The 25,578-nt window shown below is 58.8% G+C and carries 24 protein-coding genes; 16 read left to right on the forward strand and 8 right to left on the reverse strand.

The features are described 5' to 3' along the window. Positions 1–35 precede the first annotated feature (35 nt). The 3 genes from AO065_RS05405 to vioA form a co-directional block, all read right to left on the reverse strand. Positions 36–3,557 (reverse strand): glycosyltransferase, encoded by a 3,522-nt coding sequence (locus AO065_RS05405; protein ID WP_004880691.1) that lies wholly within the window; start codon positions 3,555–3,557, stop codon positions 36–38. Positions 3,558–3,629: 72 nt separating this feature from the next. Next, positions 3,630–4,355 (reverse strand): methyltransferase domain-containing protein, encoded by a 726-nt coding sequence (locus tag AO065_RS05410; protein WP_029242784.1) that lies wholly within the window; start codon positions 4,353–4,355, stop codon positions 3,630–3,632. Beyond that, the gene (vioA, locus tag AO065_RS05415) at positions 4,355–5,473 is read right to left on the reverse strand and encodes a dTDP-4-amino-4,6-dideoxy-D-glucose aminotransferase VioA (protein WP_004880695.1); all 1,119 of its coding nucleotides are present in this window, start codon (positions 5,471–5,473) and stop codon (positions 4,355–4,357) included. The genes AO065_RS05410 and vioA overlap by 1 nt, the downstream gene beginning before the upstream one ends. Between vioA and AO065_RS27005 the strand changes: the two genes are divergently transcribed. The 3 genes from AO065_RS27005 (at position 5,472) to AO065_RS05425 (ending at position 8,545) form a co-directional block, all read left to right on the forward strand. Further along, entirely contained in the window at positions 5,472–5,651 is a 180-nt protein-coding gene (locus tag AO065_RS27005) for a hypothetical protein (RefSeq protein WP_127133380.1), read from the forward strand. The two genes, vioA and AO065_RS27005, sit on opposite strands and share 2 nt — an antisense overlap. A gap of 204 nt (positions 5,652–5,855) precedes the next feature. Beyond that, complete coding sequence (locus tag AO065_RS05420; protein WP_163023853.1) at positions 5,856–7,097, forward strand: glutamine synthetase family protein; 1,242 nt, start codon at positions 5,856–5,858, stop codon at positions 7,095–7,097. A gap of 53 nt (positions 7,098–7,150) precedes the next feature. Next, positions 7,151–8,545 (forward strand): MFS transporter, encoded by a 1,395-nt coding sequence (locus tag AO065_RS05425; protein ID WP_032650627.1) that lies wholly within the window; start codon positions 7,151–7,153, stop codon positions 8,543–8,545. Positions 8,546–8,640: 95 nt separating this feature from the next. Here the strand turns inward: AO065_RS05425 and AO065_RS05430 are convergent, their stop codons facing one another. From AO065_RS05430 to flgA, 4 genes are all read right to left on the reverse strand, one after another. Then, positions 8,641–9,387, reverse strand: coding sequence for a flagellar brake protein (locus tag AO065_RS05430; RefSeq protein WP_025995185.1), 747 nt, complete (start codon positions 9,385–9,387; stop codon positions 8,641–8,643). A gap of 82 nt (positions 9,388–9,469) precedes the next feature. Continuing rightward, positions 9,470–9,937 (reverse strand): flagella synthesis protein FlgN, encoded by a 468-nt coding sequence (locus AO065_RS05435; protein WP_004880702.1) that lies wholly within the window; start codon positions 9,935–9,937, stop codon positions 9,470–9,472. A gap of 50 nt (positions 9,938–9,987) precedes the next feature. Next, positions 9,988–10,299, reverse strand: coding sequence for a flagellar biosynthesis anti-sigma factor FlgM (flgM, locus tag AO065_RS05440; RefSeq protein ID WP_004880704.1), 312 nt, complete (start codon positions 10,297–10,299; stop codon positions 9,988–9,990). A 160-nt stretch (positions 10,300–10,459) separates the two neighbouring features. Continuing rightward, positions 10,460–11,218: a flagellar basal body P-ring formation chaperone FlgA gene (gene flgA, locus AO065_RS05445; RefSeq protein WP_025995188.1), complete on the reverse strand. Its 759-nt coding sequence runs from the start codon at positions 11,216–11,218 to the stop codon at positions 10,460–10,462. A 78-nt stretch (positions 11,219–11,296) separates the two neighbouring features. On the opposite strand from flgA, the gene AO065_RS05450 reads away from it, so the two are divergent. The 6 genes from AO065_RS05450 (at position 11,297) to flgE (ending at position 16,517) form a co-directional block, all read left to right on the forward strand. Then, positions 11,297–12,223 carry a chemotaxis protein CheV gene (locus tag AO065_RS05450; RefSeq protein ID WP_004880707.1) on the forward strand — a complete coding sequence of 309 codons (927 nt, stop codon included), beginning with the start codon at positions 11,297–11,299 and terminating at the stop codon, positions 12,221–12,223. Between the two features lie 63 nt (positions 12,224–12,286). Then, positions 12,287–13,114, forward strand: a complete 828-nt coding sequence (gene cheR / locus AO065_RS05455; RefSeq protein ID WP_004880708.1) for a protein-glutamate O-methyltransferase CheR — start codon at positions 12,287–12,289, stop codon at positions 13,112–13,114. A 501-nt stretch (positions 13,115–13,615) separates the two neighbouring features. Next, a complete protein-coding gene (gene flgB, locus AO065_RS05460) occupies positions 13,616–14,023 on the forward strand; it encodes a flagellar basal body rod protein FlgB (protein ID WP_004880709.1) in 408 nt (135 codons plus the stop codon). Positions 14,024–14,026: 3 nt separating this feature from the next. Then, on the forward strand, positions 14,027–14,467 hold the full coding sequence (flgC, locus tag AO065_RS05465) for a flagellar basal body rod protein FlgC (RefSeq protein WP_004880711.1): 441 nt from the start codon (positions 14,027–14,029) through the stop codon (positions 14,465–14,467). A gap of 15 nt (positions 14,468–14,482) precedes the next feature. Next, the gene (locus tag AO065_RS05470) at positions 14,483–15,160 is read left to right on the forward strand and encodes a flagellar hook assembly protein FlgD (protein WP_004880713.1); all 678 of its coding nucleotides are present in this window, start codon (positions 14,483–14,485) and stop codon (positions 15,158–15,160) included. Positions 15,161–15,188: 28 nt separating this feature from the next. Next, on the forward strand, positions 15,189–16,517 hold the full coding sequence (gene flgE / locus AO065_RS05475) for a flagellar hook protein FlgE (protein ID WP_004880714.1): 1,329 nt from the start codon (positions 15,189–15,191) through the stop codon (positions 16,515–16,517). Positions 16,518–16,608: 91 nt separating this feature from the next. On the opposite strand, the gene AO065_RS05480 is transcribed toward flgE, so the two are convergent. After that, positions 16,609–16,800 (reverse strand): hypothetical protein, encoded by a 192-nt coding sequence (locus tag AO065_RS05480; protein ID WP_004880715.1) that lies wholly within the window; start codon positions 16,798–16,800, stop codon positions 16,609–16,611. Between the two features lie 282 nt (positions 16,801–17,082). Between AO065_RS05480 and AO065_RS05485 the strand changes: the two genes are divergently transcribed. The 7 genes from AO065_RS05485 (at position 17,083) to AO065_RS05515 (ending at position 25,508) form a co-directional block, all read left to right on the forward strand. Further along, positions 17,083–17,823, forward strand: a complete 741-nt coding sequence (locus AO065_RS05485; protein WP_004880718.1) for a flagellar basal body rod protein FlgF — start codon at positions 17,083–17,085, stop codon at positions 17,821–17,823. Between the two features lie 46 nt (positions 17,824–17,869). Next, positions 17,870–18,658 carry a flagellar basal-body rod protein FlgG gene (gene flgG / locus AO065_RS05490; RefSeq protein ID WP_002554310.1) on the forward strand — a complete coding sequence of 263 codons (789 nt, stop codon included), beginning with the start codon at positions 17,870–17,872 and terminating at the stop codon, positions 18,656–18,658. A gap of 81 nt (positions 18,659–18,739) precedes the next feature. Continuing rightward, on the forward strand, positions 18,740–19,456 hold the full coding sequence (flgH, locus tag AO065_RS05495; RefSeq protein WP_004880720.1) for a flagellar basal body L-ring protein FlgH: 717 nt from the start codon (positions 18,740–18,742) through the stop codon (positions 19,454–19,456). Between the two features lie 13 nt (positions 19,457–19,469). Continuing rightward, a complete protein-coding gene (locus tag AO065_RS05500) occupies positions 19,470–20,579 on the forward strand; it encodes a flagellar basal body P-ring protein FlgI (RefSeq protein ID WP_004880722.1) in 1,110 nt (369 codons plus the stop codon). 10 nt (positions 20,580–20,589) lie between these two features. Then, positions 20,590–21,831: a flagellar assembly peptidoglycan hydrolase FlgJ gene (gene flgJ / locus AO065_RS05505; protein WP_004880724.1), complete on the forward strand. Its 1,242-nt coding sequence runs from the start codon at positions 20,590–20,592 to the stop codon at positions 21,829–21,831. A gap of 10 nt (positions 21,832–21,841) precedes the next feature. Continuing rightward, positions 21,842–23,902, forward strand: coding sequence for a flagellar hook-associated protein FlgK (flgK, locus tag AO065_RS05510; RefSeq protein WP_004880725.1), 2,061 nt, complete (start codon positions 21,842–21,844; stop codon positions 23,900–23,902). A gap of 13 nt (positions 23,903–23,915) precedes the next feature. Next, on the forward strand, positions 23,916–25,508 hold the full coding sequence (locus AO065_RS05515) for a flagellar hook-associated protein 3 (RefSeq protein WP_004880727.1): 1,593 nt from the start codon (positions 23,916–23,918) through the stop codon (positions 25,506–25,508). Positions 25,509–25,578: the final 70 nt, after the last annotated feature.

The following is a 25,578-nucleotide window of genomic DNA, read 5'->3' on the forward strand; positions in this document are numbered from 1 at the left end:
CTGACGCAGGGCCTTTTTAGTGAGCCGTTTGCCGATCAGCCGCCCACCCAGGCGTTGCGCCAGGCTTGCAGGTGATCAGCGTCAAGCATCCAGCGTTCAATGACAGCCTGCTTCAAGGCGTCGCCCCTTTGCGCGCAGGTATCCATCTGCTCGATGTGCTCTTCGATGGCACTTATCCAGGCTTGGGTCTCGTTGCCAACCTGCGTGACGGGCAGGTCCCCAGGAACATTCAGTACGTCGCTGCAAATGACCGGAAAGCCACAGGCGCCGAACTGCAGCAAGGCCGCCGGGCCTTTGCTCTGGTTGATCCGATTGGACTCGGCGGGCGCGAGTACAAGATCAAGGTTCAGACCGGCCAGCATCCCTGGGAGCAGCGCCCCTTCTACAGGCGAGCGCAGTTCGTGGATAAAAGGTCGTAGCCAGCGCGTACACGGCCCCATGACGACCCATTCCACGCGGTCCGCCAGCGCCTTGATGACCTCCGACAGGATCAACAGGTCGCTCAGTTCGCCCGCCGTGCCAACCCAGCCGACGCGAGGTTTCGGACGCGTCTGACGCTGGCTTTGCAGATTCAGCCATGAATCTGACGCCAGCCGGGTTTCGATGACCTGAACGTCGGGGTGCGAGTCGCCCAGCAGATCCGCCAGCGCTCTCGTGGGGACAGTGATCAGGTCTGCACGTCCCAGGCCGTGGCGCAGAGACGCTTCAATCGCAGCGAGAGGTGCTGCGGTCTTGTCGATCTCGGCGTACGCCGGGTACTGCGGCAGATCGTAGATGACTCGAGCGTGGGTGTGATCCTTGATCGCATTGATGCTGGCGACCAGGCCATCGTTGATCGGACCTTGCACAACGACGGTATCAGGGCTGAGTCTGGCGATCTCCACGAGCGGCAACGGTGTGTGGCTGAGGATGCCGTCCACTGCAAGCCCTGCACGCAGACTGTGAAGGACCGCGCCGACCCGATCGCCGGCGGTTCCACGATCACCGGGTTGCACGAGCACCACCGGCAGCGGGCGATGCGTCAACGGCCGCCAGCTCAATTCCGGATTGTTCTGGGTGAAAAAACGCTCTGTCAGGGACAGTTGGATGCTGTAGGCCGGGTCCCATGCCATGTAATGCAGCCAGCGATGGGCGAGGGCGCGTGTCGCGAAATCCATCGCTTCGGCGTCGGGCTGTGACTCGTCAGGACGCAGGGCAACAATGGCATGCGGCGTCCAGACGACCAGGTGTCCGGCGCTGCGAGCCCTCAGGCAGAGGTCTACATCACGGAAATGCAGAGGAAAAAGGTGTTCGTCCAGGCCTTCGATCTCGTCATGCACTGACTTGCGAATCATCAGGCAGGAACCGCTGACGGCACTGTAGTTTTGATCGGTTTCCAGACGTTGCGCGAAGCTCGCGCAAGTCGCCGCGTCTTCGGCGGTGATCGCACAAGCGGTACCATCGATCCCCACGATGATCCCGGCTTCCACCATTTTGCTGTCGGGTGAAATGATGTTGGCGCCCACGATGCCTACTTCAGGACGCAGCGCGTGATTGAGGAGTTGTTCGAGCCAGTCCGGCTGAACGATCAGGGTGTTGCTGTCGAGCATCAGCAAATAGTCGCCCCGAGCGTGGTTGGCGGCGGCATTGAACAGTGCCGATGGGCTCACCGTCTGCTCGTGGCGTAGGACGCGGATGCGCTCCGATTGCATCGACTCCAGTGTTGTCAGCCATTCGGTGGTCTGCGCCGACTGGCTGTTGTTGTCGCAGATCAGAATTTCGTAGAACGGGTACGTCGTGTGTTCCAGAATGCTTTCGACACAGGGCAGCAGCGTCTGCAGTTGGTCCTGAGAGGTGACGAGGATCGTGATCAGCGGCTGATCGGCGTGGCCATATTCGATCCGGTAGCATCCCGATTCAAGCGCATGCACCTGGCCGTCGGCATAGCCGCGCGCGAGCAAATGTCGTTGCAGCGTACGCGCTTCATCATAATTGTCCTGCGCTTGCCAGAGTGGCGAGATGGCAATCGGCTCGGCTATATGGACGAATTCGGTAAAGCTTGAGTCTTCGATCAGACGCAGTATCAGATCGAGCTCGGTAGCCTGAGCGTGGCCTGGATCGAAGCCGCCCACCGCCAGGGCTTTTTCGCGGTTGAACAGCCAGTTGCGGCTGGTGGCCGACGGACAGGCCAGCAGGTAATCCAGACTGAAACCTGGCTGAAAGACCAGATGAGCGCCTGTTTGAGCATGCAGGGTCACTTCGTCACCGAAGACCGCGCAGGCGTGGGGCGCTTCGATCATCTTCATGACGGCGCATAGCAGGCCGCTCGGGGTAAATGTGGTGCCTGCGTCTACCAGCATCCACCAGTCGTGATCATGTTCCTGCATCAGCTCGTTGATAACCGTGGCACGGTTTTCCAGGCTCGCCTCCCGCCAGGGCAACTGGGCCTGAAGCAGTGTCTGCTGCTCCCGGTCGTAGTCGGCCAGTACGAAAACCTTGAGCTTGTCGAGCAGAGGCGCATCGGACGCCATGCTTTGCAGCGTACTCAGCACTCGCTCGGCCTGCTGATCGAAATCGGAAACGACGATGGCAATCGACGGCCCACCGTTGTGCTGCTGCAAGTGTTCATGCAGGAGGGCATGCTGAGCGGGCGTGGGCCTGCGCTGCCCCAGCCAGCTGGCTACGCGGGTGTTGCGAACAGTGGCCTGGGACCTTCTGTCGAAGTAGCCCAGCAGGTCCATGTCCTGAACATTGTCGCGCTGGGTCAGTGGCGCAATCCTGACCTTGCCATTGAGTTCGTCGGGTCGGATCCAGCCCAGTTCGCCGGGAATTCGATGGAAGTTGGCGTGACCTTCGCGAGGCAGGGTAGGGTCTTTTCTGAACGCCTCGCTGCTCTGTTGTTCGGAGACGCGGAAATAGGACAGAGGGCGGGCGAGCATTGCCAGATTGCCCTGACGCAGCAGTTTGACGTACATCGCCAGGTCGCCCAGCCCCCAGATCAGCACCTGATTCAGGGACATGATGTCCTGCCCGAAGGCCAGCAGGTCTTCGCGGCGACACATGACCGCGCTCGGTTCACCCACGAAGTTGACGGGATACTGGGCCAGAAAGGACACCAGCTCCGGGCCGTTCAATACCACGTTCTTGCCGAATGGGTAAGCCGTGTACAGGTTATCGGCCAGCATCGCACCGCTGGCGTCGATTCGTTTTCGTGTTGCTGACACGATCTTGATATCAGGGCTGTCATGCATGACATCGAACATCAGGCGCACGCAGTCGGTGAGCAGGATGTCATCGTCGTAGAGAAATTTGATGTAATCGCCGCGTGCCAGTGACACGCCAAGCGCAATGTTGTGAGGCTCACCCAGCGGCGTGTCATTTTTGCTGTAGTGAATCGGCCAGCGACTCTGCGGCCTGAGTTTTTCGACAATGTCCCTGATGCCGTCGTCACGGCAGTCGTCAGTGACAATGATCTCGATGTCGTCGTGATTCTGGCGCAGCGCACTGGCAAGCGCCGCTTCGAAAAAAGCCGGTTTGTAAGCAGGAATGACAATACTGACCAGGCGTGAAGAACTCATCGCAATACCATGTGAAGAAGTGTTGAGAGCCCACCGGGCACGCCGGTCGACATCCATGATCGGCTGCTGTCGTCAGGCCTTGCGCCCCACATACAGAACCGACTGATCAGTAATGCCGTGCTGCCGGAATACGCCTTCGCCGAACGCTTCCGAACCCAGCGCATCGACCTTGAAACCGGACGCCTCCAGACGTGAGACGAAGTCATGCCTGGCGTACATCCGCACATGATCGTCCTGACCGAAGCGCGCCCAGCGCTCATCGACGCTGGACTCATCGGGGTCTTCTTCGGTGTCGGTCGCGGTCAGCAGAATTGGTACCATCAGGATCGCAGAGCCACCCTTGGCCAGAACCCGGTGCAGCTCGGACATGGCCTTGCGGTCATCAGGCACATGTTCCAGAACATGCGAACACACGATGAAATCAAAGGACTCGTCGGCATACAGGTGCATGTCCATGATGTCGACCACGTCATCAGCCAGCGGCGAAAACAGATCGGCAGAGCGATAGCGGGCGTTGGGCAGGCTGCGCAGGAATTTCGACAGCACAACGGCTGGCGCAATGTCGAGAATGCGCAAGGGTTGCCCCGGCGGATTATTCAGCAGGTGCATGGCAAACAACGCGTAAAGCCGGTCCCGGTCAGAGGCCTGGCATTCAGGGCAACTGTATTGACCGACGTTCAGGGTTTCGAAATCGTCCACGCTGTAGAACACGTTCAAACGGTGAAAAATTTCCAGATGACCTCTGTCCATCGGGTAGAAATTCGGAAATCGGCAGGAGCAGACCGGACACGTTCGCATTAGCGGTTCTCGTTACTGGCAGCGACGATGACATTGATGATGCTGTCGAAAGCTTCATCGGTCAGGCTGTCGTAAATAGGCAGGCACAGGATCTGATTCGACAGGCCGGTGGCGATCGGCAAGCGTTCCGGCTTGGCCGAATCCAGACCCCGGTACATCGGGAACGTCGAAATCAGTGGGTAGAAATAGCGGCGGGCCAGAATGTTCTGATCACGCATTCGCTGATACAGCGCGTCGCGTGACACGGCGAACGTCTCGCGTACCAGCACCGGAAAGTACGAGTAGTTATGTTTTTCGGCGCTCTGCCAGACGATATCGATACCGGGGATTGCCGCCAGCGCAGCACGATACAGCTCGTCGATACGCTGGCGCCTGATCAGTGCCTGATCGATGTGCTTGAGCTGAAGCAGGCCGAACGCTGCGTTGATCTCACTCATCTTGCCGTTGATGCCTGGCGCAACCACGGTGACTTCGTCGGCAAAGCCGAAGTTTTTCAGGTAGTCGATACGTTGTTTGGTCTTCAGGTCCGGGCTGACGATGGCGCCGCCTTCGAAGGTATTGAAGACCTTGGTGGCGTGGAAGCTCAGGATCGACAGGTCGCCATGTCTGAGCAGGCTTTCACCGCGATGCTGCACGCCGAAGGCATGGGCGGCATCGTAGATGACCTTCAGGCCATAGCGATCGGCGATCTGCTGGATACGGTCGACGTCACACGGGATGCCGTAGCAATGCACCGGCATGATGGCGGTGGTTGCCGGCGTAATGGCTTCTTCGATGCGGTCCGGATCCAGATTGTAGGTGCCTGGCTGGATATCGACGAACACTGGCGTCAGGCTGTTCCACAGCAACGAGTGCGCCGTCGCGACAAACGAATAGGGCGTGGTGATGACTTCGCCTTTGATCCGCAGCGCTTGAATGGCCGTCATCAAGGCCAGGGTACCGTTGGAAAACAGCGACAGGTGCTGGACGCCCAGATAGCTGGCCAGCTCTTTCTCGAGCTGTTGATGGAACGGGCCGCCGTTGGTGAGCTGGTGGCTGTCCCAGATCTGCTCGAGGTAGGGAATGAATTCCTCAAGGGGCGGCAGCAGGGGACGTGTGACGGGAATCGGTGCGCTCATGAAAAGCTCTCAACACGTGTCGCAGAAGATTGCCGTTCGACAGGTCATTTTTAAGGCGCATGGCGCGTCACGCACAGGCGATCGACATAAAAATGGCGGCCAAACTGTTTTGCCTTGGATAAAAGCAAAAAACCAGCCAAGAGTTCAGTTTGAGCCGTTTGAGGGGTTCGGTTTGTGAGCGGTCTCACGCTATGTTTCAGCGCTTGATATCCCGAATGCCCGTTGCGTATTTTGTAGGCACTGCCGCAGGACGGCCTTAACTCTCAACAAGGATTGAGCAATGAAGCGCAATGACGCCCGTTCGGTTGCCCAGCAACTGGCGGGCATTGATGAAGTGGAATGCGTGACGCCGGACCTCAATGGCGTGCCGCGTGGCAAAGTCATGACTGCCGAAGGCTTTCTGGAAGGGCGGCGGTTGCAGATGGCGCGTGGCGTGCTGTTGCAATGCATCATGGGCGGTTATCCACCGGCGCGTTTCTACGGCAGTGATGACGGTGACGTGGCGCTGGTCCCCGACCCTGCGCAGATGCATCGTCTGCCGTGGAGCGATCAGCCACGTGCACTGGCCATTTGCGACGCCGATGAATTGACCGGTACCAGCTGCGCGCTTTCGACACGCGGTCAGCTCAAGTCCGTCCTCGCGCGCTATGCCGAGTACGGCCTCACTCCGGTGGTAGCCACTGAACTCGAGTTCTTTGTGTTTGCCCCCAATCCGGATCCGCTTCAGGCGTTCGTGCCGCCTGTAGGGCTGGACGGTCGTCGCGAGCTGGGGCACTCGGCCTTCAGCATCAGTTCAAACAACGGGCTGCGGCCGTTCTTCACCGAGGTGTACGCCTGCATGGCGGCGCTGGGCCTGCCACGCGATACGTTCATGCACGAGATGGGCGTCAGTCAGTTTGAAATCAACCTGCTGCATGGCGATCCGTTGCTGCTGGCCGACCAGACCTTTCTGTTCAAACACCTGCTCAAGGAAGTGGCGCTCAAACATGGCGTCATTGTGGTCTGTATGGCCAAACCGCTGGCGAACACGCCCGGCAGTTCGATGCACTTGCATCAGAGCGTGGTGGATGCCGTCTCCGGCCGCAATGTATTCAGCGCCGAGGACGGCCAGTCGACGCCGACGTTCCGGCACTTCATCGGTGGGCTGCAGACCTGTATGGCAGACTTCACAGCCTTGTTCGCGCCGAACGTGAACTCTTACCAGCGCCTATTCCATCCGTTCGCTTCACCCAACAACGCCTGCTGGTCCTATGACAACCGCGCCGCCGGTCTGCGAATTCCCGCCAGTGCACCGTCGGCCAGGCGCGTCGAGAATCGTCTGCCGGGTGCCGATGCCAATCCTTATCTGGTCATCGCTGCCAGCCTCGCGGCGGGGCTGTACGGGATCGAGCGGGGCATCGAGCCGACACCTGCCGTGCAGGGCGAGATCCAGGTGCCGGAAGAATTGACGTTGCCGTGTACCTTGCAGGCCGCCCTTGAGCGTCTGAAATGCAGTCATCCTGCCAAGGAACTGTTTGGTCATGAATTCATCGAAGGCTACATTGCGTCGAAGACCCTGGAACTGACCAGCTTTCTCGATGAAATTACCCCCTGGGAACGGCGCGTACTGGCTGCCCAGATTTAAAGAACGTTGTTTCGGGCTCGCCTGTTCAGGCGACTCCGTATTTTGGAATGTCGATGCGCCAAATCTGGAAGTCCTTTCGAGCGCTGTATTTTGCCTCGTTGATGATGTTGATCGGCTCGGGTCTGCTGAGCACCTATCTGGCCCTGCGCCTGGCTGCCGATCAGGTGGACAGTCTGTGGGTCGGCGCCTTGATGGCGGCCAACTATTTCGGCCTGGTATTGGGCGGCAAGATCGGCCACCGGCTCATCGGCCGGGTCGGCCATATTCGGGCTTATGCGACCTGTGCGGGGATCGTCGGTGCGGCAGTGCTGGGGCATGGCCTGATCACCTGGCTGCCTGCCTGGCTGATTCTGCGGGTCATCGTCGGCCTGGGGATGATGTGTCAATACATGGTCATCGAAAGCTGGCTGAACGAGCAGGCCGCGGCCAAGCAGCGGGGCATGGTGTTCAGCGGATACATGATCGCGTCCTACCTGGGGCTGGTGCTGGGGCAGCTGGTGCTGGTGGTCCATCCGCAGTTGGGTCCTGAATTGCTGATGCTGGTGGCCCTGTGTTTTGCACTGTGTCTGGTGCCGGTTGCCATGACCCGCGCCATTCACCCTGCGCCATTGCATCCCGCGCCACTCGAACCACTGTTCTTCATGAAGCGGGTGCCACAGTCACTGACAGCCGTGCTGGGTGCCGGCCTGATCATCGGCTCCTTCTACGGTCTGGCGCCGGTCTACGCGGCGGAGCAGGGGCTGACGACCGAGCAGGTGGGTCTGTTCATGGGCTGCTGCATTCTGGCGGGGTTTCTGGTGCAGTGGCCGCTGGGCCTGCTGTCCGACCGTTATGATCGTTCGGTACTGATGCGGGTGTTCGCCGCAGCGCTGTTCGTGGCGTCGCTGCCCCTTGCCGTTTTCCCCAGCGTGCCCGTGGAAGTGCTGTTCGGTGTGGGCTTTCTGGCCTCGCTGATGCAGTTCTGTCTGTACCCACTGGCCGTGGCGTTCGCCAACGACCATGTGGAGGCGGAGCGGCGCGTATCGCTGACCGCCATGCTGCTGATGACCTACGGGATCGGCGCAAGCATCGGTCCGCTGGCGGCGGGTGTGATCATGAAAATGTTCGGCGGGCACATGCTGTACGTGTTCGTCTGCGGCGCTGGCGCCATACTGATGCTGCTGATTCGTCCCAAGGCCGTTACGCACCTGCACCAGGTCGAGAATGCGCCGCTGCACCACGTGGCCATGCCGGACAGCATGTCCAGTTCGCCTCTTGTCGTGGCACTTGACCCGCGTGTGGACGAACAGGTTGTACAAGATCAGATGCAAACCACTGTCGAGCCTGAGCCTGAGCCTGAGTCGGAACCGGTGGCCGAGCACGTTTCAGCGCCAGAAGGGCAGGTTGCCGAGACCGGGCAGGCAGCAGACGGCGAGCGGGAACGCGAAGAGGAAACCTGGAAGGCCTGATCGGTTTTTGAGACTGGGAAGGTTTGCAGGGGAATCAGGAGGGTGTTGCGTGATTGCGGTAGAGGTTACCGCAATCACTTCAGACGCACGTTCTGTCAGAAGTCGTCGTCTTTGTCGAAGCGCCGTGCTTCACGTTGCAGCTGGTACACGAAGCGTTCAACCTGACGTTGCACCAGCCCGCTCATGTTGTGGAAGCGCACGCCGGCAAAGGTGGTGTGAACCCTTTCCTCGAAATGCAGGTAACGCAGCTCCACCGGGGCGGTCATTGCGCCAAACGGCAGTCTGGCGATGAATCGCTCGTATACCTGACCCAGTTGCATGCGCTCGGAAAGGTCACCTTCGAAACGCAGCTTGCAGCCGGTTGCCGAAATGTCCAGCAGCTTGCCCTTGAGCGGCGACTTGAGTTTGTCGCCGCCGATTTCGATATCGACCAGTTGCGCAAGCTTGAGCGCGGCCCGGAAGGCGTTGCGACGCTGGTGATAGATGACTTCCTCTGGCAGCGGCCCGCGATACAGGCGCTGGCCGTCGTTGTCCACGATGTCCATCTGTTCCGAGCTTTCCCAGGCGATACGCACGCCGTCGTGAAAGCCTTCTACCCGGAAGGACTCGCCATTGGTGAGGAATCGTTCGCCGTCGCGAGGGATCATTTCGTCGAGCGCCAGGACGTTGGTCTCTCGGTCGACTTCGATAACGTAGCTCTGAAAGCGCTGGGCGCGCTCGTGGAAAGTAATGATCAGGGGATCATGACTTTCAAGGAGTAACCGCAGGTTAGCGGCGATTTCCAAAGGTGTATTCAAAACCTTCGGGGGCTGCGGAGCATCATCCGCGCTTGAGCCATTCACGTTCTTACATCTCCAGGCAAAATACTACGGCAACGCAACAGCGGGCATTCTGCCACTACGCACGAAACCTTTATACAGGAAGTTACGCCTGACTGAGGGGGCGTGGTCTTGCTCTTCCGGCAGTCGAACCGCGACTGTCATACAGGGTCGGCGTATCCCCTCCATTCAAAATGCGAAGCTGGTGGGCAGTGCTCACCTGTTGCATTTGAATAAGGCTGCCATTTCGCTCGTTGAGCGTCTGGCATTCAGCGATCAGCGCGTTCAGCTCGTCCGCGGCTGCAAGCAATTGCTCGCCGATGTCCGAATGGCTGGCCAGTTGCTCAAGTCCCTGCCTGTTAGAGGGTAACCCGAGTCCTGTCAGCACCTGACTGCGACGGCGGCCATGTTGTTCGAGCAGAATCACCAGCGCCTGTTTCTGCGCCAGTACATGTTCCATCTCGCCCATGTCGCGACCCTGAAGAATCAGTGACTCCGCCTGCAGCAGCTCATGCAGCTGTCTGGTCGGAACCATGTCGTCGGTGATCATCTGAAGCAAAGTAGTGTCTTGCATCGCATGCTCTGGTTTTTAAGCGTCCAGAATATCCAGCGCGAGCCTCGGGCTTAGCGTTGGGTTTCGAAATTGAGCAGCTTGCTGGCAACGCGGTTGCTGTCCACTGTGTAAGTACCGTCAGCGATGGCCTGCTTGAGTTCAGCAACGCGTGCGCTGTTGACGGTCGGCAGATCGGCGAGCTTGTCAGTGATTTTCTGCAACTGTTGAGCCTCGTTGCTCAGTGAAACGGTTTCCCCTGTACTTTTTACGCCTGCAGTGCTGCTGGCAGGTGCGGCTGATTCGGTCTTGCCTGCTTCTTTTACGGCGTTGGCGCGGGGTGTGGACTGCGCACCGTTGATACGGTTATTAAAGTCTATGACCATGATAAAAAACCTCTGGGTGTTTGGACGCTTGCCCTTTTTTCGGCCATCCCCGATAAAACTTTAGGCTCGTCGTGATAAAGCTTCTCAAATAGAGGCTTTCACCGTCGGAAAGTTACCGCAGTCTAGAAAAAACGCGTCTTCTATACCAGTGTCAATGTGTTCACATGGCCACTTCCACCTGTCCGGGACCGGTCACGTTCGCCTTGATGACCCGGCTGGAGTTGAGGTTTTTCACCCGTATCTGTTCGTTGAAACTGCCGTCGGACATGGCCTCGCCCGGCATGCGGACCGCCAGAGAGCCGCTGCGGGCGATGATCACCACCTGATCACCCTTGTGAATCATGCGCGGTTGCTCCAGCGCCACGGGTGTTACCACCTGATCGATGACCATTGGTCGGACAACCTTCTGCCCGACCGCCTGATCCAGCGAAGACAGAAAACCCAGGCCCACACTGCTGACGTCGCGCTCGCGCATTGCCACATCATCTTCGGTGACGATGGCGTCCCGTTTGAGAGGGCGCATCACGGTTACGACGTTACGAAACAGCTGCACCTGAGCGGGCACGAACACCGTCCAGGGCGATGAGCCTTCGCAGCGAACCCGCACGGTGACCCGGCCGACAGGGCGAGGGCTTTCCAGTGTGGCTGTCAAATCCTTGTCGCAGGCATTCATGCGCATACGCGGGTCGAGCTGCTTGACCTGGATGTCATGACGACCCTCAATCTGGTTGGTTGCCAAATAGTCTTCTACTGTGAACTCAAGAAACCCTTGGGTAACGCCGATAAGCTGTTCAGGCAGTGTGAAATTCTCCGCGCGACACAAGTTTGTCACGCTGAAAAGGCACAGCATGCCGATTGCGCACAGAAGCCTGCGGGTTTCTAATGCCAGGTGTCGAGAAATTGTCGTCTTTGGGTTCATGACGTATAAAAAGCAAAGCCCGTGCCGCTTATCAGTCTGGTGTGTGGATAACGGTTGCTTTGGTAAGAGGGGGTCGGCATGGCAGGTGTAATGGATTCGGTAAACCAGCGTACGCAGCTGGTGGGTCAGAATCGTCTGGAGTTGCTCTTGTTCCGTCTCGACGGCAAGCAGCTCTATGGCATTAACGTGTTCAAAGTTAAAGAAGTGCTGCAATGCCCGAAACTCACCATCATGCCCAAATCGAGTCCGATCGTGCGGGGCGTGGCGAGCATTCGCGGCGGCACCATTCCGATCATGGACCTGGCGATGGCAACCGGTTCGACAGGCATGATCTCGCTGGTCAACTCCTTCGTGATCATCACTGAATACAACACCAAGGTTCAGGGTTTTCTGGTGCACTCGGTCGAGCGCATCGTCAACATGAACTGGGAAGAGATTCATCCACCACCCAAGGGCACCGGCCGCGACCATTACCTGACCGCTGTCACACGGGTCGATAATCAGCTGGTTGAGATTATCGACGTCGAGAAAATTCTCGCCGAGGTAGCGCCGATTTCCGAAGAGGTGTCGGTGGGCGTCATCAATGAAGAGGTTCACCACAAAGCCATCTCGCTGCGAGTGCTGACCGTTGATGACTCATCGGTGGCGCGCAAGCAGGTCAGTCGTTGTCTGGAAACGGTCGGCGTGGAGGTGGTTGCGCTGAACGACGGTCGTCAGGCGCTGGACTACCTGCGCAAGATGGTCGAAGAGGGCAAGAAACCTCACGAAGAGTTTCTGATGATGATCTCCGACATTGAAATGCCGGAGATGGACGGCTATACCCTAACCGCGGCGATCCGCAACGATCCGCGCATGCAGAAAATGCACATCACCCTGCATACCTCGCTTTCCGGGGTGTTCAACCAGGCGATGGTCAAGAAAGTCGGTGCCGACGATTTCCTCGCGAAATTCCGGCCGGATGATCTGGCAGCCAGGGTCGTGGCGCGCATCAACGCAGCAGAATAAATAACGGAATAAACAGTCGGGGGCGTCGTCCTCGGTGATTCACCTGATTTGAGAGGCTGCACCTTGTCTACGGGTAATTTGGATTTTGATCAGTTCCGGGTATTTCTGGAAAAAGCCTGTGGCATCCTGCTTGGGGAAAACAAGCAGTACCTGGTGTCCAGCCGTCTCAACAAACTGATGGAACAGCAAAGCATCAAATCGCTTGGCGAATTGGTCCAGCGCATTCAGACCCAGCCGCGCAGTGGCTTGCGCGAGCAGGTGGTCGATGCGATGACGACCAACGAAACCCTGTGGTTTCGCGATACCTACCCCTTCGAAGTCTTGAAGAACAAGGTGCTTCCCGAGCAGATCAAGGCCAGTCCCGGCCAGCGACTGCGTATCTGGTCGGCGGCCTGTTCGTCGGGACAGGAACCGTATTCGCTGTCGATGTCCATCGATGAATTCGAGCGCGCCAACCCTGGCCAGCTCAAGTCTGGCGCGCAAATCGTTGCCACCGACCTGTCGGGTGCGATGCTCAACAACTGCAAGACTGGCGAGTACGACAGCCTGGCCATCGGCCGCGGCCTGTCGCCGGATCGCCTGCAGCGCTTTTTCGACGTCAAGAGTCCGGGCCGCTGGGTCGTCAAGACGCCGATCAAGAGCCGCGTGGAGTTCCGCTCCTTCAACCTGCTCGACAGCTACGCCGCGCTGGGCAAGTTCGACATCGTGTTCTGCCGCAACGTGCTGATCTACTTCTCTGCTGAGGTGAAGAAAGACATCCTGCTGCGCATCCACGGCACGCTCAAGCCGGGTGGCTACCTGTTCCTGGGGGCTTCCGAAGCGCTCAACGGTTTGCCTGATCACTACCAGATGGTTCAGTGCAGCCCGGGGATCATTTACAAGGCCAAGTGATTGGTTGTATCTGTAGCCAATAAAAAAGAGACCTGCGGGTCTCTTTTTTTTTGTGCTTGAGGTGAGTGTCGGCTGAAGCCGATCAGCTTCTGGGAGCGACGGCGTCGTGAACGGATATCGAGTCGTCACGCATCAGAAGGCTATCCATAAGACTTGGCCGCTGCCGTTCATGCCGAATGAGCTGACCAAGACAATTGTTCCTTTTATTAGGTCAGTCCTGCGCTCGCCCGAGGTTATTGACCGTGCGAAGAGTGTTTCCAGTCTCCAGAGCCCCGACTTCGATCTGGCACCTGCTGCGCAAGGTCGTGGCGAAATACTGGCAAAAAAACGGCACCCACCTTGCCGCTTTACCTCTTTACAGCGGAAATGCCTTGCCGCTTTTCTGGCATTGCCGCTTTGCCACCGCCTGCAAGCCCCGTAATCATTGCGTTTTGAGAAGTGGCACGCCGATTGCTTTGTCACTGACAACAGAATCAGGTCAACCGGCAAAGGTTTCCCGACATGAGCATCAGTTTCGATAAAGCGCTAGGCATTCACGAAAAGGCCCTCAACTTCCGGGCTCAGCGTGCAGAGGTGTTGGCTAACAACATTTCCAACGCTGACACTCCGAACTTCAAGGCGCGCGATCTCGACTTTTCGTCGGTGCTGGCTGCCGAGAACGACAAGGTCCAGAACGGCCATTTTGCGCTGAACAAGACCAACAGTCGCCACATCGAAGCCGAGGGCATGGGCAATCAGGATGGCACGCTGATGTACCGCACGCCGTCGCAGCCATCGCTTGACCAGAACACCGTCGATTCCCAGGTCGAGCAGGCCAGCTACACCGAGAACGCCATGGGCTTCCAGGCCAGCTTCACTTTGCTCAACAGCAAATTCAAAGGGCTGGTTGCAGCCCTTCGCGGAGAGTAATTCATGTCACTAGCCAATGTGTTCAACATTGCCGGTAGCGCCATGAGTGCCCAGACCACGCGTCTGAACACCACGGCCAGTAACATCGCCAACGCCGAGACCGTTTCCTCGAGCGCTGACGCCACCTACCGCGCCCGTCATCCGGTGTTCGCCACCGTGATGCAGGGTCAGCAGTCCACGGGTGGCTCGCTGTTCCAGGACCAGGGCGAAGCCGGGCAGGGCGTTCAGGTCAACGGCATCATCGAAGACAGTTCCAACCTCGAAGCGCGCTACGAGCCCAATCATCCTTCGGCTGACAAGAACGGGTATGTCTACTACCCCAACGTCAATGTCGTGGAAGAAATGGCCGACATGATTTCCGCCAGTCGTTCGTTCCAGACCAACGCTGAAATCATGAACACCGCAAAATCCATGATGCAGAAGGTTCTGACCCTCGGTCAGTGATAGAAGGCGAAAGATATGGCCGTTGAAAATAATGTATCGACGAGTTTTGTAAACTCGCTTCAGAACCCGACGCCGACGAAGACTGATTCGACGGGCACGCTGGGCAAGGATTCCTTCCTGCAGTTGCTGGTCACGCAGATGAAGAACCAGAACCCGCTGGATCCTCAGGACAACACTGAGTTTGTGGCGCAGCTGGCTCAGTTCAGCAGTGTGGAAAGCCTGCAGAACCTGACCTCTACTGTTGATTCGATTGCCGGCAGCTACCAGTCGTCCCAGGCGCTCCAGGCGTCGTCGCTGGTAGGTCGCTCGGTAATCATCAATGCCGGCTCCACAGCGGTTGACACCACCAAGGGCATGGTCGGCTCCATCGCAGTGCCAGCGACCAGCTCTGTGACGAGCGTCAAGATTTACGACGCCCAGTCGAACCTGGTCAATACCGTGGACCTCGGCACGCTGCCAGCCGGTTCGACCAGCTTTGCCTGGGATGGCAAGGCCAGCGACGGCACCGTGGCACCTGCCGGTACTTACAGCTTCACGGCTGCAGGTTCGGTTGACGGCAAGAACACCCAGTTCACGACTTACCTGCCTGCGATCGTCAACAGCGTCACGCTGGGCGTCAATGGTGCTGAAACAAAGCTCAACCTGGCCAGCGGCAGTGTTGCCTTGTCCAAAGTTCAAACGATCGGAATATAGAGCCGACTAGACGGCGCAGGAGTGGAATATGTCTTTCAATATCGGTCTTAGTGGGCTCTATGCTGCAAACAAGAGTCTTGACGTTACCGGCAACAACATTGCCAACGTAGCGACCACCGGCTTCAAATCGTCTCGTGCGGAATTCGCCGACCAGTATGCGCAATCGATTCGCGGTACGTCCGGCCAGACCAACGTGGGCAGCGGTGTTTCCACTGCAGCGGTTTCCCAGCAGTTCTCTCAGGGCAACCTGACCACGGGCACCGCCAACAGCCTTGACCTTGCCATCAACGGCAACGGTTTCTTCCAGCTCAGCAACAATGGCGAGAAGCTGTACACCCGTGCCGGTGCGTTCCACACCGACAAGGAAGGTTTTGTCGTCAACAGCGGCGGCATGAAACTGCAGGGTTACAACGTCGATGCCAATGGCAGCGTCGTCACCGGTGCACTGAGCGATCTGCGCGTTGATTCGTCGAACCTGGAGCCCAAGCCTACCAGTTCGATCACCAACGTCGCCAACCTGAACTCGGTGACACCATTGCCGAGTCTGTCGACCTTCGATGCCACAGATACCAAAAGCTACAACATGAAGTACAGCACGCCGACTTACGACTCTCAGGGTAATGCACACACCCTGGACCAGTACTTCGTCAAGACAGGCACCAACACATGGTCCATGTACTCGCTGATGGATGGCCGCAGCATCGCCAACCCGGCCACCACCACTGCCGACAAGAACGACCTGACCTTCAACTCGGCGGGTAATCTGGTTGTGACCGCGCCTGGCGCTGTACCTACCAACAGCCCGAACATCACGTTCAACACTGACGGCACCTTCAACGTCAACAATTGGGTGCCAGGCGTGCAGACCGGTTCCGGTACCACGACGACCTGGGCTGCCAACGGTGCTGCGGGTGCGGCCACGATCAAGCTGAACATGTCCGGCATCACCCAGACTGCTTCGGTATCGGGTCTGCTCACTCAGGATCAGGATGGTTACGCGACCGGCCAGTTGAGCGCGATGAGCGTGGATGCAACCGGCAACCTGTTCGCCACCTACACCAACGGCAAGTCGCAAGTGATCGGTCAGACCTCGCTGACCAACTTCGCCAACGTGCAGGGTCTGGCGCAGGCGGGCGGCACCAACTGGCGTGAAACCTTCGCGTCGGGCGTTCCGGTCAGCGGTACTCCACAGTCGGGCACTCTGGGCTACATCACCGGCCAGGCGCTGGAAGAGTCCAACGTTGACCTGACCATGGAACTGGTCAACCTGATCAAGGCGCAGAGCAACTATCAGGCGAACGCCAAGACCATCTCGACGCAAAGCACCATCATGCAGACCACCATTCAGATGACTTGATGAAGTCGGTTTTGCGATAAACAAAAAGCCCCTTCAAGGGGCTTTTTGTTTTCTCGACGATCAATCCGAAAACGACCTGTCGGGAGGCTGCTCAGATCGAGCAGTCGGATTTGACGAAGTGACCTTTCAATCGCGTCCAGCCCGGCCCCGGGCTGGTCTGTGCACAGACGATACGGCTGTCGCCCTGCCACTTGTAATAGTGGGCAGGCGCTGCGTGGGCGAGCAGGGCGAAGGTCGTCAGGCTGGCGGTGACGATGCCGATAATCCAGGTGCGAGCAGGCATGTCGATTCCCGATGTGCAGGGTGGTGAGCGCAAGATTATCACTGCCTGTCTACTGTGACGCGGGGGCAGTGAAGTTTTTTTGGCGGTGTGTCCTCCGTGTTGGCAGGCAGGCGGCAGTCTGCCGCCGCTATCGGATAGCCGTTTGCCACAGGTCATCTGTAGCGCGCCCGTTTTTGCTGGTAAATCAAGCGTTTGTATCGTGCGCAAAGAGTTGGTTCGAAAATTGCTTTCTCCCTGTCAGAACAGCTACAGGCGGCAAGCGTCTGTCGGAGGAGGAAGACTGTGGACAAGTTGCTTTACGTCGCAATGAGCGGTGCATCTGAAAACGCGATCGCGCAGAAGGCCCATGCCAACAACCTGGCAAACGTGTCGACCAACGGCTTCATGCGCGACCTGGAACAGGCCCGCTCAATGCCCGTGTATGGCGAGGTCATGCCTTCGCGCGCCTACGCCATGAGCGAGCGTCCAGGCACCGATTTTTCCGGCGGCGCGATGGTCGAGACCGGTCGTGAGCTGGACATCGCCATCAAGGGCAACGGCTGGATTGCGGTCCAGACACCCGATGGCGGCGAAGCCTATACCCGCAGTTCCGGCATGAACATCGATGCGTTGGGTGTGCTGCGCGACGGCAGCGGTTTGCCGGTAATGGGCAACGGCGGTCCGATTGCCGTGCCGCCTCAGCAGCAGATCGAAATCGGCGCCGACGGCACCATCAGTATTCGTTCGCTTGGCGAAAGCCCTCAGGTGATGGCGCAGGTCGACCGGATCAAGCTGGTCAACCCTGATCTGAAGACGATGGAGAAGGGCCCCGATGGTCTGATCCACACCAAGAGCGGCAGGCCTGCCGACGCGGATGCCAACGTTCAGGTCGAGTCCGGTTTCCTGCAGGCGAGCAACGTGAACGCCGTCGAGGAGATGACCTCGGTGCTGGCCCTGGCTCGTCAGTTCGAGCTGCACGTCAAGATGATGAAGACCGCCGAAGAAGACGACCAGTCGATGGCTCGCGTCTTGCAGATTGGCTAACTATTGACAGCTTGCGCCGACAAACCGGCGCTCGAGGAGAATCTACATGCTTCCTGCACTATACGTCGCCAAAACCGGCCTGGCCGCTCAGGACACCAACCTGACCACGATCTCCAACAACCTGGCGAACGTGTCGACCACAGGTTTCAAGAGCGATCGCGCCGAGTTTCAGGACCTGCTCTACCAGATCAAGCGTCAGCCAGGCGCCCAGTCCACTCAGGACAGCGAGCTGCCTTCCGGCCTGCAACTGGGTACCGGTGTGCGCATCGTCGGCACGCAGAAGAACTTCACCGCCGGCAGCCTGCAGACCACCAACAACCCGCTGGACCTGGCCGTCAACGGTCGTGGTTTCTTTCAGGTGACTCAACCGGACGGCACCGTAGCCTACAGCCGCGACGGTACCTTCCACCTGGACGCCAACGGCCAGATCGTGACCGCCAACGGTTATGCCCTCGAGCCTGCAATCGTGGTTCCGCAGAATGCCCAGACCTTCACGGTCGGTCAGGACGGTACGGTTTCGGTCACCTTGGCGGGCGCCACCGCGACGCCGCAGATCATCGGCAACATCCAGACCGCCGACTTCATCAACCCGGCCGGCCTGCAGGCCATCGGCGGCAACCTGTATCTGGAAACCGGTTCCAGCGGCGCGCCGCAGATCGGCACGCCAGGTCTGAACGGCCTCGGTCCTACCCTGCAGAACACCCTGGAAAACTCCAACGTGAGCACGGTTGAGGAACTGGTCAACATGATCACCACCCAGCGCGCCTACGAGATGAACTCCAAAGTGATCTCGACCGCCGACCAGATGCTGCAGAACCTGACTCAGAACCTGTAACACCTTGATCCGCCTGTTGCTCAAGCTCAATCCGATGCGGCGCCTGATAAGCGTCTGTTACACCGCGAGGTTTCAAGTGTCATGAAGCACCTAAGTGTTGTTCCGCGTTTTTCAGTGTTGATCGCTTCATTGTGCGGGATCGCTTTGCTGTCGGGCTGCGTGGCGCCGTCCGCCAAGCCCAATGACCCTTATTACGCGCCGGTGTTGCCGCGCACACCGATGTCGGCTGCGGCCAACAACGGTGCGATCTATCAGGCAGGCTTCGAGCAGAACCTTTATGGCGACCGCAAGGCGTTCCGGGTTGGCGACATCATCACCATCACGCTCTCTGAGCGTATGGCAGCAAGCAAGGCGGCCAGTTCGGCGCTGAAAAAAGACAGTACCAACAGCATTGGGCTGACTTCGTTGTTCGGCTCGGGCCTGACCACCAATAACCCGATCGGCAGCAACGATCTGAGCCTGAACGCCGGGTATAACGGCAAGCGTGCCACTGATGGCAGTGGTCAGGCTGCCCAGAGCAACAGCCTCACCGGTTCCGTGACCGTGACGGTGGCCGACGTGCTGCCCAACGGCATTCTGGCGGTACGTGGCGAGAAGTGGATGACGCTCAACACCGGTGACGAACTGGTGCGCATTGCCGGTCTGATTCGCGCTGACGATATTGCTACCGACAACACCGTTTCGTCCACACGCATTGCCGATGCACGCATCACCTATTCGGGGACAGGCGCCTTCGCCGATTCCAGCCAGCCAGGCTGGTTCGACCGGTTCTTCCTCAGCCCGTTGTTCCCTTTCTGATAGCGGGATAGACATGATCAAGCTCAAGCAACTGATAGCCGCGACCTTGTTGTTGACCACAGCGTTCGGCGCACACGCCGAACGTCTGAAGGACATCGCGAGCATCTCCGGCGTGCGTGCCAACCAATTGATCGGTTACGGTCTGGTGGTAGGGCTCAACGGTACGGGCGACCAGACCACCCAGACGCCATTCACGCTGCAGACCTTCAACAACATGCTGTCGCAGTTCGGTATCAAGGTGCCAGCCGGTTCCGGCACCGTGCAGTTGAAAAACGTTGCGGCGGTGGCGGTGTACGCCGACCTGCCTGCGTTCGCCAAGCCGGGCCAGACAGTCGACATCACCGTTTCTTCGATCGGTAACTCCAAGAGCCTGCGTGGCGGTGCCTTGTTGATGACGCCGATGAAAGGTGTCGACGGCAACGTCTACGCCATCGCTCAGGGCAACCTGGTGGTGGGTGGTTTTGACGCGGAAGGCCGTGACGGCTCAAAGATTACAGTCAACGTTCCGTCGTCGGGTCGTATCCCTGGCGGTGCGTCGGTCGAGCGCTCGGTGCCGAGCGGCTTCAATCAGGGCAACACCCTGACGCTGAACCTCAACCGTTCCGACTTCACCACCGCCAAGCGCATCGTCGACAAGATCAATGACCTGCTCGGCCCAGGCGTGGCTCAGGCGCTGGACGGCGGATCGGTTCGCGTGACCGCGCCTCTGGATCCGGGTCAGCGTGTCGATTACCTGTCGATTCTGGAAAACCTGGAAGTCGATCCGGGCCAGACGGCTGCCAAGGTCATCATCAATTCGCGGACCGGCACCATCGTGATCGGTCAGAACGTGAAAGTATCGCCAGCCGCCGTGACTCACGGCAGCCTGACCGTGACTATCACTGAAGACCCTATTGTCAGCCAGCCGGGCGCGTTGTCCGGTGGCCAGACGGCTGTAGTCCCTCGCTCGCGGGTCAATGCCCAGCAGGAACTGCACCCGATGTTCAAGTTCGGTCCAGGCACCACGCTTGACGAAATCGTCCGCGCGGTCAATCAGGTGGGCGCTGCGCCCGGTGACCTGATGGCCATCCTCGAAGCCTTGAAGCAGGCCGGCGCATTGCAAGCCGACCTGATCGTCATCTGAGGGCGCGTACATGGACATCAAGGGTGGAATTTCCACGCCGGTCGACTCGGGCGCCTATACCGACGTCAATCGTCTGGCATCGCTGAAGCATGGCGACAAGGACAGTGTGGCGAACCAGAAAAAGGTCGCCCAGGAGTTCGAGTCGCTGTTCGTCAGCCAGATGCTCAAGGCCATGCGTTCGGCCAACGAAGTGCTGGCCAAGGACAACCCGATGAACACCGCGGCGACGCGGCAGTATCAGGACATGTATGACCAGCAGCTGGCCGTGACATTGTCCACCCGTGGCAACGGTATTGGTCTGCAGGACGTACTGATGCGTCAGCTCTCGAAAGACAAGGGCATCAAGCACGCAGCGCCGACTGATCAGGCAGCAACAATTGCCGATCCGGCGGCGCCTTCCAAGACCGGTCTGGCGACCAGCGTCTATCAGCGTCCGCTGTGGGCCACCCGTTCGGTGGCTGCCGATCAGGCGGCTGCGGCTGCTTCGGCGTCCGGTGAAGGCCGCAACGACATGGCGCTGCTCAATGCGCGTCGTCTGTCGCTGCCGACCAAGCTGACTGACAGGTTGCTGGCGGGGATCGTGCCGTCGGCCACCGCCGCTGCCAACGTAGCCAACAGCCCGATGCCGTCACGCGCTGTAGCCAGCGCCAGCGGCCAGAACGGCGACTGGACTATGGATCCGAATCTGGCGCCTGCGCCGGAGTACGTGCGCACCATGGCCCAGCCACCGCTGGCACCGGCCAAGCGGGCGTTCAGCAATGCCGATCAGTTCGTCGAAACCATGTTGCCGCTCGCCAAAGAAGCCGCTGCGCGTATTGGCGTGGATCCGGTCATGTTGGTGGCACAGGCTGCACTGGAAACCGGCTGGGGCAAATCCATCATGCGTCAGCAGGATGGCAGCAGCAGTCACAACCTGTTCGGCATCAAGGCGGCCGGCAGCTGGAAAGGGCCGGAAGCGCGTGCGATCACCAGCGAGTTCCGCGACGGCAAGATGGTCAAGGAGACGGCAGACTTCCGTTCCTATACCTCCTATGCCGACAGCTTCCACGACCTGGTCAGTCTGCTGCAGAACAACAATCGATATAAAGAAGTGGTCAATTCGGCCGATAAACCAGAACAGTTTGTAAAAGAATTGCAGAAGGCCGGTTACGCAACAGATCCGGACTATGCCAGCAAGATTTCGCAGATTGCGAAGCAGATGAAGAGTTACCAGACGTACGCCGCTGCAACGGGCTCTTCCACGACTTTATAAGGTTTTAATCATGTCGCTGATTTCAATTGGGCTCTCAGGTATCAATGCCAGCAGTGCCGCGATCAACACCATCGGTAACAACACGGCCAACGTGGATACCGCCGGTTACTCGCGTCAGCAGGTGATGACCACGGCGTCGGCACAGATCAACATCGGTCTGGGTGTCGGCTACATCGGCACCGGCACCACGCTGTCCGACGTGCGTCGCATCTACAACAGCTACCTAGACAGCCAATTGCAATCCAGTACAGCGCTCAAGGCCGATGCCACGGCTTACTCCGGGCAGGCGACCAAAACCGATCAGCTGTTGTCCGACAGTACGACCGGCGTTGCCGCGCAAATGACAGATTTCTTCACCAAGTTGCAGAGCGTCGCCAGCAGCGCCACGCAGGCGTCCAGCCGCTCGGCGTTTTTGACCCAGGCAACCTCGGTCAGCGGGCGCTTCAACTCGGTGGCTGCACAGTTGACCTCGCAGAACGATAACGTCAACGCACAGCTCAATACCTTCACGCTTCAGGCCAACGAGCTGACCAAGCAGATCGCCGGTCTTAACAAGCAGATTACCCAGGCGTCGGCAGGCAATACCACGCCCAACTCGTTGCTGGACTCGCGCAACGAAGCCGTTCGCAAGCTCAACGAGCTGGTCGGCGTCAAAGTGGTCGAAAACAACGGCAACTACGATGTCTACACCGGCACCGGACAATCGCTGGTCAGTGGTGCGAACGCCTATACCATGAGTGCGTCGCCGAGCGCGGCCGATCCGTTGCAGTACAACCTGCAGATCACTTACGGTCAGACCAAGACAGACGTTACCTCGGTCGTGAGTGGTGGTTCGATTGGCGGTCTTCTGCGTTATCGCGCCGACATACTGGTTCCGGCTGCCAATGAGCTGGGGCGTGTGGCCATGGTGCTGGCCGATCAGATGAACAGCCAGATGAGCCAGGGCATCGACAGCAAGGGCAACTTCGGCTCAGGTCTGTACGCCAGCATCAACAGCGCTGATGCGATCCTTCAGCGCAGCACCGGCAACGTCAACAACAGCACCGGCTCCGGCAACTTGGGCGTCACCATCAAAGACACCAGCAAGCTGACCGCCGATGATTACGAAGTCACGTTCAGCGACACCAACAACTACACGATACGTCGCCTGCCCAACGGCGAAAGCGTGGGTACAGGTGCGTTGAGCGACAACCCGCCCAAGCAGTTCGAAGGCTTCAGCATGAGCCTGAGTGGCAATGCGGTGGCTGCCGGCGACATCTTCAAAGTGACGCCGACCCGCAACGGTGCCTCCGGTATCGCTGTGGCGTTGACTGATCCCAAGGACATTGCGGCAGCGGCGCCCCTGACCGCAACGGCGGGTACCAGCAACTCCGGTACCGGCGGCTTTACCCAGCCGGTGGTTGCCACCAAGTCCGATATCTACAACTCCGCGCAAACCGCCGATCTGCGCAATGCGCTGAAAACCACCACGCCCATGAAGCTGGTGATGGGTGCTGCCAGTGCTACAGGCGTTCAGAGCTATTCGCTGGTGGATGCAACCGGTGCCGCTGTGCTCGACCAGAATGGCAACGCTGTCGGTGGTTCGATCATTCAGGGCCAGAACAACCAGATCAAGCTCGCCGTCGGTTATACCGACACGACCACGACGCCCAATACCCGGACGGCGTTCGAGGTCGAGATGACCCTTTCCGGAACGCCGATTGTCAATGACACCTTCAGCATCGGTCTGACGGGCGCAGGTTCTTCCGATAACCGCAACGCGCTGGCGATGATCAACCTGCAGACCTCCAAATCGGTAGGCGTGACGGGTGGCAGTGTCGGCACCAGCCTTTCCGGTGCCTATGCAGACATCGTCTCGGTGGTCGGCACGCGAACCGCCCAGGCCAAGAGCGATGTGACGGCCAACGAGTCGGTCCTGGCAACGGCCAAGGCCGCACGGGACTCGGTGTCCGGTGTATCGCTGGACGAAGAAGCGGCCAACCTGATCAAGTATCAGCAGTACTACACCGCCTCCTCGCAGATCATCAAGGCGGCCCAAACCATTTTCAGCACGCTGATCAACAGTCTTTAAGGAATCGTGAGCCATGCGTATTTCAACCACCCAGATCTACGAATCCACGACCGCTAACTATCAGCGTAACTACTCGAACGTCATCAAGACGGGCGAGGAAGTCTCCAGCGGCATCAAGCTCAACACGGCGAGCGATGATCCGGTAGGGGCGGCGCGTGTTCTGCAGCTCACTCAGCAGAACGCGATGCTGACCCAGTATGAATCGAACATTGCCACGATCAGTACCAACGTAGACAACTCCGAAACGGCGATGAGCAACATCACCGACACCATGCAGTCGGCTCGAGAGGCGATTGTAAGGGCAGGCAACGGTACGTACACCGATGCGAGCCGTATCGCCATCGCCAATGAGCTGAAGCAGTATCAAAGCCAACTGTTGGGCCTGATGAACAGTCAGGACAGCAACGGGCAGTACATTTTCTCCGGTTCCAAGTCGTCGACGCCCGCGTATACCGAGTCTGCCGACGGCACTTACGTGTACAACGGCGACCAGACCAGCATGAACCTCTCTGTGGGTGATGGCCTGGTGTTGGCCAGCAATACCACTGGCTACGAGGCGTTCGAGCTGTCGATCAACTCGACGCGCACGTCCGCTACGCGGCTTTCCCCGGCAACGGAAGATGGCAAAGTTGTGCTGTCCGGCGGCCTGGTCACCTCCACCAGCGTCTACAACTCTGCCTATCAGGGTGGCGAGCCGTACACGCTGACGTTCTCCAGCAGTACGCAATTCAGGATTACCGACGGCACCGGCAAGGACGTCACTACAGACGCTTCGTCAGCAGGCAACTACACCAGCGGCGGCATTGGCGCTCAGACCTTCACATTCCGTGGTGTGGAAATGAACCTGAACGTCAACCTGTCTGCTGCGGAAAAGGCGACGACTGCCACCGCAGACGCCGCCATGACCAATCGAAGCTACAGCCTTGCGTCGACCCCGGACAACGTCAATGCAACCCGCAGTCCCGGCAACGCATCCAGCGCGACCGTGAGCAGTTCGGCTGTGGGCACAAGTGCTGCAGATCTGACTGCGTACAACAATACATTCCCTACCGGCGGCGCGATTCTCAGGTTCACCAGCGCCACTGATTACGAACTGTATGCTTCGCCCATTACCGGCAGCAGCACGCCAGTTTCTTCGGGGACGATGGCAGGGGGCAACGCCAAGGCTTCCGGGGTCAATTTCGCGATCAACGGCACACCGGCCGCAGGTGACCAGTTCGTCGTTCAGTCCGGTACCCGTCAGACTGAAAACGTGCTGAACACATTGACGGCTGCCATCAAGGCATTGAGTACTCCGGCTGATGGCGATCTGGTTGCAACGCAAAAGCTCAATGCATCGATGACGTCGGCGCTGGGTAACCTGAGCAGCAGCATCGAGCAGGTCTCTACCGCGAAGGCAGCAGGCGGTGCACGTCAGCTCGCTGCGATGGCGCAAGGGACGACGAATGATTTGCTCAAGGGCAACAACACGGTCGAGCAGGGCACTTATGTGAACGCTGACATCATTGAAGCCACGACACGCCTGACGTTGCAGAAGACCATGCTGGATGCCTCTCAGCAGGTGTTTGTCCAGTTGTCCAAGTTGAACCTGTTCAGCCAGCTGTAACCTTGGCGTTGAGCATCCGCCGTCTTTATTTCAGCGGTGAGGGGAGCCACTTGACCGGTCGCTTCCCGCC

This window comes from Pseudomonas viridiflava (assembly GCF_001642795.1).
Taxonomy (GTDB): Bacteria; Pseudomonadota; Gammaproteobacteria; order Pseudomonadales; family Pseudomonadaceae; genus Aquipseudomonas; species Aquipseudomonas viridiflava.

Excerpts from the sequence above, each read along its gene's own strand:
- flgA (WP_025995188.1), bottom strand. The coding sequence starts at position 11,218 with ATGAACCCAAAGACGACAATTTCTCGACACCTGGCATTAGAAACCCGC.
- AO065_RS05425 (WP_032650627.1), top strand. The coding sequence starts at position 7,151 with ATGCGCCAAATCTGGAAGTCCTTTCGAGCGCTGTATTTTGCCTCGTTG.
- AO065_RS05410 (WP_029242784.1), bottom strand. The coding sequence starts at position 4,355 with ATGCGAACGTGTCCGGTCTGCTCCTGCCGATTTCCGAATTTCTACCCG.
- AO065_RS05405 (WP_004880691.1), bottom strand. The coding sequence starts at position 3,557 with ATGAGTTCTTCACGCCTGGTCAGTATTGTCATTCCTGCTTACAAACCG.
- flgH (WP_004880720.1), top strand. The coding sequence starts at position 18,740 with ATGAAGCACCTAAGTGTTGTTCCGCGTTTTTCAGTGTTGATCGCTTCA.
- AO065_RS27005 (WP_127133380.1), top strand. The coding sequence starts at position 5,472 with ATGAAAAGCTCTCAACACGTGTCGCAGAAGATTGCCGTTCGACAGGTC.
- vioA (WP_004880695.1), bottom strand. The coding sequence starts at position 5,473 with ATGAGCGCACCGATTCCCGTCACACGTCCCCTGCTGCCGCCCCTTGAG.
- flgB (WP_004880709.1), top strand. The coding sequence starts at position 13,616 with ATGAGCATCAGTTTCGATAAAGCGCTAGGCATTCACGAAAAGGCCCTC.
- AO065_RS05515 (WP_004880727.1), top strand. The coding sequence starts at position 23,916 with ATGCGTATTTCAACCACCCAGATCTACGAATCCACGACCGCTAACTAT.
- AO065_RS05500 (WP_004880722.1), top strand. The coding sequence starts at position 19,470 with ATGATCAAGCTCAAGCAACTGATAGCCGCGACCTTGTTGTTGACCACA.
- flgE (WP_004880714.1), top strand. The coding sequence starts at position 15,189 with ATGTCTTTCAATATCGGTCTTAGTGGGCTCTATGCTGCAAACAAGAGT.
- flgJ (WP_004880724.1), top strand. The coding sequence starts at position 20,590 with ATGGACATCAAGGGTGGAATTTCCACGCCGGTCGACTCGGGCGCCTAT.
- flgM (WP_004880704.1), bottom strand. The coding sequence starts at position 10,299 with ATGGTCATAGACTTTAATAACCGTATCAACGGTGCGCAGTCCACACCC.
- AO065_RS05480 (WP_004880715.1), bottom strand. The coding sequence starts at position 16,800 with ATGCCTGCTCGCACCTGGATTATCGGCATCGTCACCGCCAGCCTGACG.
- AO065_RS05470 (WP_004880713.1), top strand. The coding sequence starts at position 14,483 with ATGGCCGTTGAAAATAATGTATCGACGAGTTTTGTAAACTCGCTTCAG.
- AO065_RS05450 (WP_004880707.1), top strand. The coding sequence starts at position 11,297 with ATGGCAGGTGTAATGGATTCGGTAAACCAGCGTACGCAGCTGGTGGGT.
- flgK (WP_004880725.1), top strand. The coding sequence starts at position 21,842 with ATGTCGCTGATTTCAATTGGGCTCTCAGGTATCAATGCCAGCAGTGCC.
- AO065_RS05420 (WP_163023853.1), top strand. The coding sequence starts at position 5,856 with ATGACTGCCGAAGGCTTTCTGGAAGGGCGGCGGTTGCAGATGGCGCGT.
- flgC (WP_004880711.1), top strand. The coding sequence starts at position 14,027 with ATGTCACTAGCCAATGTGTTCAACATTGCCGGTAGCGCCATGAGTGCC.
- AO065_RS05435 (WP_004880702.1), bottom strand. The coding sequence starts at position 9,937 with ATGCAAGACACTACTTTGCTTCAGATGATCACCGACGACATGGTTCCG.
- flgG (WP_002554310.1), top strand. The coding sequence starts at position 17,870 with ATGCTTCCTGCACTATACGTCGCCAAAACCGGCCTGGCCGCTCAGGAC.